8 protein-coding genes are annotated in these 13,630 nt (G+C 36.2%); 1 reads left to right on the top strand and 7 read right to left on the bottom strand.

The window, feature by feature from the left end:
* Nucleotides 1–12: 12 nt before the first annotated feature.
* The 3 genes from sufC to LS41612_RS05180 all read right to left on the bottom strand — a co-directional run bounded on the left by sufC (nucleotide 13) and on the right by LS41612_RS05180 (nucleotide 5,260).
* Entirely contained in the window at nucleotides 13–792 is a 780-nt protein-coding gene (gene sufC, locus LS41612_RS05190; protein ID WP_024362714.1) for a Fe-S cluster assembly ATPase SufC, read from the bottom strand.
* 792 nt (nucleotides 793–1,584) lie between these two features.
* Complete coding sequence (locus tag LS41612_RS05185; protein WP_024362713.1) at nucleotides 1,585–2,343, bottom strand: response regulator; 759 nt, start codon at nucleotides 2,341–2,343, stop codon at nucleotides 1,585–1,587.
* Complete coding sequence (locus LS41612_RS05180) at nucleotides 2,315–5,260, bottom strand: histidine kinase (protein WP_024362712.1); 2,946 nt, start codon at nucleotides 5,258–5,260, stop codon at nucleotides 2,315–2,317. Before LS41612_RS05180 ends, LS41612_RS05185 begins: the two co-directional genes overlap by 29 nt.
* A gap of 247 nt (nucleotides 5,261–5,507) precedes the next feature.
* On the opposite strand from LS41612_RS05180, the gene gltC reads away from it, so the two are divergent.
* Entirely contained in the window at nucleotides 5,508–6,410 is a 903-nt protein-coding gene (gene gltC, locus LS41612_RS05175) for a glutamate biosynthesis transcriptional regulator GltC (RefSeq protein ID WP_024362711.1), read from the top strand.
* 405 nt (nucleotides 6,411–6,815) lie between these two features.
* On the opposite strand, the gene LS41612_RS05170 is transcribed toward gltC, so the two are convergent.
* From LS41612_RS05170 to LS41612_RS05155, 4 genes are read right to left on the bottom strand one after another with little or no spacing between them, the layout of a single operon-like run.
* On the bottom strand, nucleotides 6,816–9,998 hold the full coding sequence (locus LS41612_RS05170; protein WP_024362710.1) for a hypothetical protein: 3,183 nt from the start codon (nucleotides 9,996–9,998) through the stop codon (nucleotides 6,816–6,818).
* A complete protein-coding gene (locus tag LS41612_RS05165) occupies nucleotides 9,995–11,416 on the bottom strand; it encodes a glycosyltransferase family 2 protein (RefSeq protein WP_024362709.1) in 1,422 nt (473 codons plus the stop codon). The genes LS41612_RS05170 and LS41612_RS05165 overlap by 4 nt, the downstream gene beginning before the upstream one ends.
* Nucleotides 11,413–12,459, bottom strand: coding sequence for a HEAT repeat domain-containing protein (locus LS41612_RS05160; protein WP_024362708.1), 1,047 nt, complete (start codon nucleotides 12,457–12,459; stop codon nucleotides 11,413–11,415). The genes LS41612_RS05165 and LS41612_RS05160 overlap by 4 nt, the downstream gene beginning before the upstream one ends.
* On the bottom strand, nucleotides 12,456–13,340 hold the full coding sequence (locus LS41612_RS05155) for a response regulator (RefSeq protein ID WP_024362707.1): 885 nt from the start codon (nucleotides 13,338–13,340) through the stop codon (nucleotides 12,456–12,458). Before LS41612_RS05155 ends, LS41612_RS05160 begins: the two co-directional genes overlap by 4 nt.
* Between the last annotated feature and the right edge of the window lie 290 nt (nucleotides 13,341–13,630).

Here is a 13,630-nt window from a genome sequence, read left to right as displayed (position 1 = left end):
TCGTCCTCCTTCTTATGCTTCTTGTTCTTCTGTTTCTTCTTCGATTCCTAGTTCTTTTTTAATCCAATCGTAACCTTCTGCTTCTAAACGTTGTGCTAATTCTTCGCCGCCTGATTTTACAACACGACCTTGCATCATTACGTGTACGTGATCTGGTGTGATGTAGTTTAGTAGACGTTGATAGTGCGTAATCATTAAGCATCCGAAGCCTTCGCCACGCATTGCATTGATACCTTTTGACACAACTTTAAGTGCATCAATATCAAGACCAGAGTCAATTTCATCTAAAATAGCAAAAGTTGGTTTAATCATCATTAATTGAAGAATCTCGTTACGTTTTTTCTCACCGCCAGAGAAACCTTCATTTAAATAACGTTGCGCCATGTCTTCATGCATTTCAAGGAATTCCATATTTTTATCTAATTCACGAATAAATTTCATTAGTGAAATTTCGTCGCCTTCTTCACGACGTGCATTAATAGCTGAACGTAAGAAATCAGCGTTCGTCACACCAGCGATTTCTGATGGGTATTGCATCGCAAGGAATAAACCTGCTTGTGCACGCTCATCAACTTCCATTTCAAGTACGTTTTCACCATCAAGTTCAACTGTACCAGAAGTAACTTCATATTTAGGGTGTCCCATAATTGCAGAAGCTAGTGTTGATTTACCAGTTCCGTTTGGTCCCATAATTGCATGGATTTCATTTGTATTAATTGTAAGGTTTACGCCTTTTAAAATCTCTTTCCCGTCGATTTCAACGTGAAGATCTTTAATTACTAAAGTTGACATGAAAATACCTCCATAATGTGTTCTATGAATGGGCAACCATTCCTTAATTATTATCATTCTAATCTTAACTGAAAATCGTTCTCTATGCAAACCATTTTGACCACTTTCACTTTTCAATGATGAAATCGTGAAATATAAAGACTTTGTAAGCATTTTCAGATTATTGGAAATCGAAACTGACAATGAGAATCAACAAAGTTTATTTTCAATGAAATATCTCTAATTGAGAATAGATTTCATCTAGCTACATAGTGGAAACCTCGCATAGAGCGTTAATTGTAACGGTTTTGTGACAAATACGCACAAACAACCCTATCTATACTATATCCTATTTCATTCGAATGGAATCACTTCAAGAAATAAAATTATAGAGTACTAGCATAATAAACACGTCAAGCAGATTTACACTTTTTTACTGTATGATGAAAATTTAAATTGCTTTCAGCAGAAGTCTCCATAAAACTTTGTATGTAAATATAAAAAACAAGAATAAACCTGTTCGTAACTTTTAGCTAGGTTCAATGAATGGAAAACCTAGTGATTCCTTCCTTTGCAATTATTTTACCAATGTAAAGAGCATACGAGTTGTAGCAAAGGACATAGCTATAGTAGGAACAACTTAGAAATGAAGATGCAACAAAGCGTGGCATATAACGGGGTGCATTCTTAGTGCATGCGCATAGCCGTTGTAACGGACATTAGCAACATAGCAAAAAAGCGTTAGATTGCTAGCAGGTCAATCTAACGCTTTTGTCTTAAGCTCTCTTCTTTACTATTTTTTAAAAATATAATTCAGCTTATTTTATAAGCCCATAAATAGCCCTTTGATTCAAGAAGGAATGAATCAGGCTCATTAGGCATTTGCACCACAACGGCATTATTTGTTTTTAACTCATAGCCATCATTGATACGTTCAATTTGAATTGGCACTTCTAATTCATTAAATAGCTGGCGCAAGCGATAAATCGTATTATAAAGATTCGCTAGTGCCTTTCGCTCATCAAGATTTGGCCAAATATCATCTAAAATACGATATTTAGAAACGACTACTCCTTCATTCAACAGCAAATAGTAAAACAGTTCTTCTGTTACCTTTGTGCGCCATTTAATCGCTTGACCGTTCATACGAGTTCCTGCTTCACCTCGAAGGCGAACTTCAAGCTTGGCAATATTGTGTTGTTTCTGACGACCATAATATTTTGCAAGTCGTTCATCTAATTGCAGTACCGTATTCGGTGTCATCGGTTTTAAGACATAATCAAGCGCCTGTACGCGGAAAGCATCTACTGCATACTTCGTATAAGCTGTCGAAAAAATGATTGGTACATCAATTCCTTCCTCTACTAGCTTTAACGCAAGCTCTAAGCCATTTATTTTAGGCATTTCGATATCCAACAGAATCGCATCTGCCTGAATTGTTGAAAGCTCTTTAGCTGCTTCTATGGGCGAAGTATAAGATGCAATAACCTTAAAAAGACCACTCTTCTCCAGTAAACGCTTATGCAAGTTTAGAATAGGTTCTTCATCTTCTACCATAATAATTTTCCACATTGGCATGCTCCTTTAAAGGTTGTTTTAAAATCATTGTAGTTCCTTCATCCAATTTAGATTGAATCATGAGCGAAGCTTTTGGTAACTCTTTAACACGGCGTAATACGTTCGTAAAACCAATTCCATTAGAACTGATATTTTTCCCCATTGTTAAAGCGGCTACTTGTTCTGCCGTCATCCCAACGCCATCGTCGATAATTTGAACTACAAGGAAATTTTCTTCTTTTTCTATTTTCACAATTACACAGCCATTTCCTTCTTTTTCAAAAATTCCATGACGAATCGCATTTTCGACAAGAGGCTGTATAAGCAGGCTAGGCACCTCAACTTTTGCTGTATCAATTGATTCATCAATTTCAATTACAACGCTTAATCTACTACCAAAACGAGCTTGTTCAACTTCAACATAAGCCTGAATGATTTCTAGTTCTTTTTCAAGCGTTGCTCGATGTCCTTCTTTTCCAGAATCAAAAATATATCGTAAATACGTAGACAACATGGTTAATAAATGGCCTGCACGTTCTCCATCTGTATAACAGAAGGAAATAATACTACTAAGTGCATTATATAAAAAGTGTGGCTTAATCTGCGCTTGTAAAAAGTTCATTTCATGCTCAATAGCATTCGTCATCGCTTCTTTCGTTAAAGAAATAGCAGAGAGTCGTGCCAATAATGATTCCTTGGATGCAGGCTTTCGAATGTAATCGTTAGCGCCTGATTCAAGTACAAGTGAAATATTCGTAGGATATTCATTAGCTACTAGCATGATAATCGGTAAATCAATATAGCTATATTGAGTTCTTATTTGTTTGGTTAACACTAAGCCATCCATCACCGGCATCACTTCGTCGATTAATAAATAATCCGGTTTTTTATGCTGAATAGTGTAAAGCGCTTCTTCAGCACTATGCGCTAAAGATATTGCGTAATGATTCTGAAGCAAACTTCGCAATACTTCTGCATGTATAACATCATCCTCCACAATCAATAAATTTGGTAAATTATCATTTAGTGTTGGAAGGGGTAACGGCAGAACATAATCGGTTTTATTGTGTTGTTTTTTCTCATATCCCCCAAAAGGCAATGTGATTAAAAACCTTATGCCATTATGTAAAATATCTACCGAATAGCTGCCACCCATTTGTTCAATTATTGCTTTTCCGATTGATTGGCCCGTTTCGTCTGCAGCGATTTGCTTGATAACGTCAGGTCCAGTTCCTTCAACGACTATTCTTACATCTGCATCAAGATGCATAATTGTTAGAACGACTTCTCCATTGACCGCGTGAGCAATGGCTGTTTCCACCACACGATAAACTATTTGACTAATTCTTTGCTCATCTGCTTGTATTAGCAATTGACTATCTGCATGCGTATAAAATCGGATATTTGCTTTTTCCATCGTGCGTTCATGCATTTTAACGACATGCTGAAAAATCATTTGCACATTTACCGGATGAACTTCAATGTGAAAATCTTGGAAACGGATTCTTGTAAAATCCTTTAAGTCATTTACTAAATATAGTAAACGTTCAAGTTGTTGCTCAAGTAATTGATGCTCTATTAAAGTTCGATGTGCTGATAATGATTTTGTGACGTTCAGTGCATGATAAAGAGGTTGTTCGAGTTCTTTTGTTGTAACTTCTAAAAAAGAATCTTTACCTATTGTAGCCTTTTCCAATCTTTCGCTAAAAACTTCCGCTTCCGTCGTTCGATTAATAAGACGCATTGCGAGAAAGACGTTCATACCTAGAATAAAAAATAGTAATCCACCGCGATTAAGAACATTTTTGCCAGAGAAAAAAAGCTGATCGACTGTGCCACTTATCGAAAAGATAAGTAGTGAAAACATCGAGGCACTTAAAATCATTAGTTCATTTCTAGGTATTTTCGTACTTTTAGTGATAAGTAAGTGGACCAATCTCCCAATTATTATTAAAGCCAAAACATTTATGTATCCAAAGAAGAAATATTGTAAAAATGATAATGACCTTGCAGGAAAGAGTAGCGTTCCTACTCCGTATAAGATTAGCGGCATCGCCAACGTAATAGCTGTTCGACGCTTCACTAGCGTTTCAACAGTATAGACAAAGAAAAAGAATAACGTAACGGCATTGATATACGTAATAAAATCTTGTAATCGAAAGTACCATTCGAAGGAGATGGCAGGGTACTCCCGAATAAGCGTCCGTTCACCCCTTGTAGATACTAATAATGCCAATGTAAAAAAGTACAGAGCACTGTAGAAAAAAGCTCGATCTTTCGTCCTTAATAAGTACAAGCTAAAATGAAAAATCGAAAAAATAAATAAGATAATGATTGTCGTTTTCTCTAAATTAACATCCTTTACAACATCGTGAGCAATCGTTTCTGCATCACCAAGATCAATTGGAAAAATGACGCCATGCCGTGCATTATAGAAATCTGCTACTTGCAATGTAATGGTCAGTGATTTTGTTTTAGGCTTAAAATAGATTTCATACACTGGATTACTCGGTACTGCCCCTTCCTTTTGCGTTCCAAGCGTTCCGTAAGAAGCAAACTCTTCTCCGTTGATAAAGAGGCGATGTGCAGACCAAATATTTCTTACACGGATGCCTAGTTTATCGAAATGGGCAGGCAATGTAACTTGAAGCTGATAAGTACCATATTGGACGTTTTCTTTCCAAGGCCCCGGCACAATTTCCACCTTTGCATTTTGCAGAATATCGGTTGGCTTTACATATTCATTTCCAACAAACTTCCATTCACCTGACAAGGCAACTACTTTTTCATTTTTAGAAATACCCGTTAGATCTAATATGCCATCTTTTGCTTGCAGATCTGTATTGCTCGTATCTTGATCGTTAAATGTTAAACCGGCTAACATTGTAATGGCCAGTAGAATTAGTATCCAGCTAATCCCTTTCTTTATCATAAATTTCCACCTCATATACATCTTACAAGACCCAACTCTCAAATTACTAACAGAATAAGTGTAATTTCCCTTTTTTAATATAATCATTAAAAGATTGTGTTAAATCTTTCAATTTCAATTGTCTTTTCTGTAATTTATCATATTTTTATTTCGCACTACGCTATTTTTTCAGACTATTTATATACTAAATATTATATAATTAAAGTATAATCAATCGGATTTTTCGATTAATAGAGGTGAATATCCAGTGGAGTTACGTCAATTACGTTATTTTGTGGAGGTTGCAGAACGGGAACATATTTCAGAAGCTGCTGAACATCTTCATGTTGCTCAGTCAGCAATAAGTCGTCAAATTGCTAATTTAGAGGACGAATTAGGCACACCACTTTTTGAACGCGTCGGTCGAAATGTAAAATTAACACCGATTGGAAAAACTTTTCTCGAACATACGATTACTGCTTTAAAAGCCATAGACTTTGCAGCGAAGCAGGTAGAGGAATATTTAGACCCTGCAAAAGGTACTATTAAGATAGGCTTCCCTACAAGCCTAGCAAGCTATGTGCTACCGACTGTTATTTCAGCCTTTAAGCGCGAATACCCAGATTTGCAATTCCAATTGCGTCAGGGCTCCTATCGATTTTTAATTGATGCTGTTAAAAACCGTGAGTTAAATTTAGCATTTTTAGGACCGCTTCCCCCAAAGGACGAGACAATCCAATCAACTATACTATTTACAGAAAATATTGCAGCCTTATTGCCAGCAAACCATCCATTAGCTAAACGAGAAAGCATTCAACTGGCAGACTTACGTAATGACCTTTTCGTTCTATTTCCAGACGGCTATATATTGCATAAAGTTGCAATGGACGCTTGTCGTGCTGCTGGCTTTTTACCGAATGTAATCTCGGAAGGTGAAGACTTAGATGCCTTAAAAGGTCTAGTTGCAGCTGGAATTGGCGTTAGCTTACTTCCTGAAAGCTCCCTATATGATTCAGCTGCCCGCTTCACGATTAAGGTACCCATTGAATCACCTACAATACCAAGAACTGTTGGCATTATTTCACCGATAAATCGTGAAATCGCTCCATCTGAAAAAATATTTTTAGAGTTCGTAACTAATTTCTATTCTCGACTTTCACAGTTTCAATGACCTAAACAATTGAGATGCGTCCGACGACGGTGCGACAACAACATTCACAGTAAAAAAAGTGGCTGAGACAAAAGAGAAAAAGTGTTAGATTGACTGCCATCAATCTAACACTTTTTTGCTTTGCCGTTGTTGTCCGCTACGACGGTGCTTTCCGCGGGCACACCGTAAGCCGCAACCCTCGCTACGCGCGGTCTGTTGCGTCTAACATTATGTGCTGTTCCCGCAGGAGTCACCGCCTTCGCTACCAACAACTAGTGAACACTTCTAATTTTTTTTATTGCAAAAGCAAGAATAGCTAAGGTCTACATACAGCAAAAAATTATGAACATCTTTCGTCTGTTTCTTATTTTTTTTAGTTATGTCCCAGCCACTTTTTCTGTTTATCCAATGCTTCAAGTGTATGCGTTAATCGTCCTTAAATACTTTTTGTAAAATATAATAAGATTGTTTTAAGCGTTCATTGTACTTCGGTTGTTGCCAAGTATCCCAACTATATGAATCCAATGCTGGCAATACATTATTCGTAGACTTCGGTAAAGATTGGACTACCTTTCCTTCTTCATCGACAAATACTACACCAACAAAAATATTATCCACTTTAACTGACGCTGTTTCACCATTTGCATATAAATCTCCCATAAACTCTCGCTGACTTGGATCTTTGGATTGTAGCAGAAGCCAAGGTATTCGTAGCTCGATCACATTATCATCTGTCCATGTGTAGTCAACGAGTGAATTATAGTTAGACGCTTCAGGATTTGCATTTCCTTGTAGCAATTTACCTGTTTCATAAAAGCTAAAGTCTGTCGTCTTTTTTTGTTCTGGTAAGTACAGTTGTTTATTTAAAACATAATAAATCGGCGCAAACTTGCCACTATTTTTTACCGCTGCTTTCATGCGTGGAGGAATCATGCTTAATCGATGTCCATAGAAATAATCATAGAAATCGTAGTATTCATCAATGACAACTCGCGAATCGCTATTTTTATTTAACTCAACAATAAAGTCAACACCATTTGAAAATGTTATATTTTTAATAGTTGTTGCAGATGTATTGCCTTGCTCTGGTACTACGTCTAGTAAAATACGTGGTGATGCTGTTTTTATCTCATCACTCTTCAACTTCATATACACATACTTTTCATCGTAATCCACAGCAAAATCAGTCGAGCTAGAAGGCGAAGTTTTATATAATTGTGTACCTTCTTCCCAATCATTTAGCTTTCCATCCACTTTTACTTTATTTCGATCAAAGCTCATTAGACCGAATTGCTGTTCATTGGTTTGAGCATTGGACCAAAACGGTCGACGATTCGGGTCGTCGTAATCCATTGTATTCCACGTCCGTTTAAACCACTCATCCTGCCATGTAAATACAAGCCCACCAAGCAAGCCTTCATGCATGATATCTTCATACAAATGCTGCAATGTTTCACCTTGTTTCTTTTCAGACATGTGCCCCTGATTCCAACCGTAGACATTTTCATGTGTCATTCCACGCGATGCTGGAATGCCGAATTCCGCGATAAGTACAGGCATTGTATGCGCCTTATGCAATTCATTTAAATAGCCTGCATAACTATTTTTTTGACCACGGAAATCTACATAATTTAAATAATCTTTATCGAAATTAAAGAAATCTGGGTAATAAGGATAGACATGATATGAAGCAAATTGTCCTGGTGTTTGCATTTCCCCTTTTGTAAAGATGACATTCGGGTTAACGCCTACTAAATCTTCATCTTCTGATGGTTCGGATGGATGCTCTAGTAAATCTGTTGTTACCCAGTTGGTAAAACTCATCGGTCGCATCCAATTGTATTTTTCTTTCTCATAAACTGTAATCATGTCCATCTGCTCAGCAAGCCAATGCTCAAAAGGTGTCGCATTTTTCGTTTCGAAATATGTTCCATTATATTGCCCTAAATTAGCATGCTTTTCATTTGTTCCGACGACCATATGTGGATACCACTCAATCCCAAGCACCCAACCAATTACATATTTTGAAACATCTACATCGTATAAGCCGGATGCATGTCCCGTTACAGTCTTCACATAAATATTACCGTGAATAACATCAACCATGCGCTTCATTTCATGTTGAAAATCCTTTAACGTAGTTGCATCATAAGCATCAAGTGATTGTGATAAGCCTTCTTCATTAATCCAAACACCATGTAAAACGTATAGTGGCTTATTAGGATTTTCTTCGTTGTACTTTGCCAGCGCTCGATAGAAGCCTGGCGGGTGTAATGTATATACCCGTATCGTATTCGCATTCATAGCTGCAATTTGATTAAACCAACGATAATACTCTTCTTCAGTGATTGCTGCTTCCCCAGGAAATGCACCTGGTTTCCCCATACCAATATTGACACCTTTGAATGTTATCGGCTCCCATTTTCCATCTTGTAACACTTCAAACGTTTCACCTTGAACACGTGCATTATAGTTTAATTTGTTTGCATGATTTGTTTCTTGCACTTCTTTTTTCTCAAATGTCTCAAATACTTTGTGCATAACTGGTATGTAAATAGACCAATAAAAAGAGCTGTCAGCAAACTTCTCAGCATATTTATAAAGAGTAGGTAAACCTTTGACTTTAGATAGCGTAGGTAAACGCCCCATATCATTGAAGTCTCCTGCAAAATAATAGCTCGTTGTATAACGTTTATCCTGCGAGACAATCGCTGCAAATTGTTGTGGAATATGATTGTCTTCTAATAACTTTGACCCTTCTTTCGTTAAATCCCACTTATAGTTGGCTAATGCATCTTCAGCATATTTCGGCGTAATAATATCAAACCAATACTCATATTTTGCACTGCTAGAGGTATTAAAAAATTGCTTACCCGCTTCCGTAAATTGAAGCTCAATCCCTGCCGTTTTAATATGTTTGTCCAACTCTAATACTACGAGCTTTTCTGTAATTTCATTAAATACGATAAATCCTCCGCCTTTATAGGACCAATCGTCTCCGTATTCATCTACGATCCATTGTGGTATTTCTAAATTTTTATGATAATCGAGCTCATCGAAATAACGCCCAATCCATCCTGACCATGAAATTCCCAAATAATCTTGAAGCTCTTTTCGAACAGCTTCTGTTGTTGGCGAAGCAAATGTATTGTACTCGGCTATTAACATACTTTTTTTATTACTAGCTAGTCGAGATACAATGGACTGCCATTCTTCCATCTCTAAACCACCGACAATTTTTTCTGAGCGCTGTCCTAGCCTTTTTTCTTGTCCTAAATCATCTTTATACACACCATACGTATCTGCTAAATAAATCACATCATAGTTACTGTAGTCTGTTGGGAATTTTTTTTCCGTTACACTTTTTAATTTGTCATCTGGTTGCGTACCGAAATAACTGTCCACTAAATCATAAGGCTGATTGTCCATCGTATACTTGTAATGATTTAAAAACCAATTCACGCCGAGATGTTCGCGATATGTTTCATTTGGAACTGTTTTATCTAAAATAGCTACGTTAAGCGGGGTATTATCATCCAAGTACCAAATAATAATCGGAGTAATAATGAGCATTAATGTAATGATAATTCCTATATATATTCGCTTCATACACTTTTCTCCTTTTCAGCAATCCCGACACGCTTCATATTTCCCCATTCACTCTTTCTACGTACAAATCGAATTAATCCTTCACAACGCCATAGTAGTGTAAGTGGGCGATACCAAAAAATTTCAGTAAACGCTAAAGTAATCATACGTAACAAGTCTCTCTTTCTTGGATACGTATTCATGCTCCAAGCCTCAAATAATACGGAAGCAACGGAAAAAATAACACCATAAATAACAAAAAGCAATAATAACAAAATCGCCATTTCATAATAAATTTGCCCTAAGAAAAACGCGATAATAATATAGATATAGCCACCTAGTTCTACAACAGGTCCTAAACATTCCACAAGCCAAAAATACGGAAACGACACCATACCAATCAAACCGTATCGTGGATTTAACGTCATTTTCTTATGTTTCCAAAGACTTTCAAACATCCCTTGGTGCCAACGTCTGCGCTGATTTCGCAAAACACTTAATGTATGCGGCGCTTCTGTCCAACAAACAGGGTCTGGCACAAATTCAATTCGTTTATTTTCTTTTTTCTCTTTAATAAGTCGATGAATATTGACAACGAGCTCCATGTCTTCACCAATAATATTGGTCGAATAGCCGCCTGCTTCAACAGCCCATTTTTTTGAAAAGACACTAAATGCACCTGAAATAATCAACACAAGATTAAATTTACTTAATGCAATTCGCCCCATTAAAAAGGCTCGCAAATATTCAATTATTTGCATGATAACTAAATAATTACTAGGTAATCGCATATCATAAATCGAGCCAAGTTGCATTTTCGCTCCGTTGGCGATACGTATATTGCCCCCAGCTGCAATCACTTCTCCATCAGATAAAACAATCGGCTTCATTACACGAAGCAATGCTTTTTCATCTAAAATGGAATCCCCATCAATGGAACAAAAATACGGGTATTGTGATACGTTGATACCAACATTCAATGCATCAGCCTTGCCGCCATTCACTTTATCTACCAATATACAATTCATATAAATTTCTGATTCATAAATTTGGATAACTTGCTTCGTATGAATATTTGTTTTTATAATTTTATTTACAGGTTTCATCTGAAAGTGCTTAATGACCGTTTGTAGAGTATTGTCAGTGGAACCATCATTAATAATAATAATTTCTGTTTGCGGATAACGTAAATTAAGCAATGAATAGACGGTATCTACTACCCCTACCTCTTCGTTATAGGCAGGAACTAGTAAGGACACAGGCTTGGAATAAAAGGCATCTATATGCGCATCATCATACTCCGAAGGGTCTAAACGATATCGCTTACGCAAATCAAGCATTGCGATAATTAACATGGTGCAATATGAAACAATAACAAACAGCATATAAAATACAATTACGCCGCCAAAAAACAACATGGAGTAATGTAAAATTTTCATCTCGTTCCCTGCTTTCTCATTATTGTTTCTTGTGCCATCTCCACTGCATAATGATCAGTAGAATATGAAATAAACTCTTTTAATTTCTCTAATCCGTCACGATCTTCAGCAATCGTCTTCGCAGCTTGAGACCGAACCCACCAATTTTCATCTTGAAGAAGCTGTTCTAAATAGGGATAAGAATAGGACAAGGGGACATATTTAAATATCTTCCCTACCATTAAGCGTACTTCCCATAAATGTGACGTTACGAAAGGAATATACGGATTGATATTTTCAATTACACCAATTTCAAACAGGCCCTTTAGCGCGCGTATTTTAATTTCATCATTTTCATTCGTTAATAATTGCTCTAATTTCTCAATATATTGCATATTTTTTTTGGCCGCAGCCGTATCGATTACAGCAAATTGAATGCTCATTGACCAGCTCGTAAACTCATCAAAAAATCGCATAAATATATCTTCCTCTAATAAAACGAATAATCTTCTATATTCACTTTCAGAGTAATTTGCATTGGGGGCCTTTATTTTTTGAATAAATAATTCTGGCTGAAATAAAGAATATATTTTAAGCAATTGAAAAAACTCTTCCTTAGAGTATTTCGTTGTCTCTAATTTTTTACAAGCATCGAGCAATTCATCGAGCTGCAAATCGGCGATACGATATAATGCGTTCATGCGAATGCTCCAACGTTTATTCATTAAATCATTTTCATAAAATGTCTTTAAATACTGATTGGAAAAATTCTTCATTTTCCATCTCATATCATCATTCGTAATGTTCTTTAAATAGGATGAAAAAATCATTTCGATTGCCTGAACTTGCGGCTTGCCACGTGGTATAAGCACCACTGAAAAAATTTCATTATTAAAAAGATATTCATACCAAAGCTGTGAGTAGTCTTTTAAATAGATAGCTCTCGATTTTTTAAAACGCACTTCACTTTGACGTTGATAAAATATATACATCATGAAGCCGCACAGAACGATGAACAGTATAGCTATTACGGATAAAAGAAAATCAAGCGATAAGTCTATCATTGCCAATACCTCGCAAAAGTTCGTTTAATTTTTGCCTCTAATAAACGTAAGTTAAACGGTTTAACTATAAATTCATCTACGCCACCTTCATATGCATTGAGTGCGGCGATCTCTGAGTTACGTTCAGACATCATGTAAATGAGGAATCGCTTTTCGTTCGGCATTGTTCGTAAGCTGTGTAAAATTTCTAAGCCATTATTGCGCGGTAAAATATCATTCATAATAATTAAATGCAAATGCCCGGATTGATAAGTATTAGATTGTAAAAAACTATAACCATCTTCATATGCTGTGACATCAAAAGTAAAATTAGCGATATCCATGGAATTTAAAGTCGTTTCTAACACTTTTCTAAAAATAGCATTTTGTTCAATAATACTCACTTTTACAAGTTCAATGGATTGTAAACGATAATCCTCTATCTGTTCAATCCACCATTGCTGTTGATTGCTATCAGCCAGTAATGCTTTATTTTTTTCTACTAGTATTTCAAAGTTAATCTGATTATTACGTATTTCTGTTATAGAAGCTTTTAAGGCAACGCGACTTTCTAGCGTTGTATCTTTCTTTAGTAAATAAAAGATTCTTTTTAAAAATGCATTCGCTTCAACATCGCTACTTTGTAAAAAAATAATGCCCCAATGCTCTCCATCTGCCAATTGGAAGAGTAAATCCGTCTTCCGAATATTTTCCGTTAAAAAATCAGTAATTTGAGCATTTACATTGCTTTGATTTACTTCTGAAGAGCTACTCTGTACACACTTTAAAAAAATTGTGGTAATCGTCATATGTGAACGAATAGCACTTTCAAGCATAATTTCAAAATATTTTTTAACATCTTGTTCTAGCATTATATCTTTTGCGAAAATTACTTCATTCATTATTCCTACCTCCTTGTAGCTCTCCTCGAAATAATTCAAAGCCTTACTTGTTTAGTGCCCGATAGGAACAAAAATAAACCTTGTACTAACCGTACATAATTATTAATAAACAAGGTAAACCCCACCAAATAAACTTTTATAGGAAAGCGAGTCAGACAAGCCCCCTCCATATGGCACATGCCATATGGAAGATGCTCGATGCTCGCCCACAAAAAGTTAAATGGTGGGGCTTGTCATATTTAATCATTATATAGCTTTTCGCTATTTCAAACTACAGTAAAAAATACGTT

This window comes from Lysinibacillus sphaericus, from assembly GCF_002982115.1.
Taxonomy (GTDB): Bacteria; Bacillota; Bacilli; order Bacillales_A; family Planococcaceae; genus Lysinibacillus; species Lysinibacillus sphaericus.
Note: the sequence above shows the minus strand (reverse complement) of the source record. Positions and strands in the feature narration are given on the sequence as shown.

Excerpts from the sequence above, each read along its gene's own strand:
- sufC (WP_024362714.1), bottom strand. The coding sequence starts at position 792 with ATGTCAACTTTAGTAATTAAAGATCTTCACGTTGAAATCGACGGGAAA.
- LS41612_RS05180 (WP_024362712.1), bottom strand. The coding sequence starts at position 5,260 with ATGATAAAGAAAGGGATTAGCTGGATACTAATTCTACTGGCCATTACA.
- LS41612_RS05165 (WP_024362709.1), bottom strand. The coding sequence starts at position 11,416 with ATGAAAATTTTACATTACTCCATGTTGTTTTTTGGCGGCGTAATTGTA.
- LS41612_RS05155 (WP_024362707.1), bottom strand. The coding sequence starts at position 13,340 with ATGAATGAAGTAATTTTCGCAAAAGATATAATGCTAGAACAAGATGTT.
- LS41612_RS05170 (WP_024362710.1), bottom strand. The coding sequence starts at position 9,998 with ATGAAGCGAATATATATAGGAATTATCATTACATTAATGCTCATTATT.
- LS41612_RS05185 (WP_024362713.1), bottom strand. The coding sequence starts at position 2,343 with ATGTGGAAAATTATTATGGTAGAAGATGAAGAACCTATTCTAAACTTG.
- LS41612_RS05160 (WP_024362708.1), bottom strand. The coding sequence starts at position 12,459 with ATGATAGACTTATCGCTTGATTTTCTTTTATCCGTAATAGCTATACTG.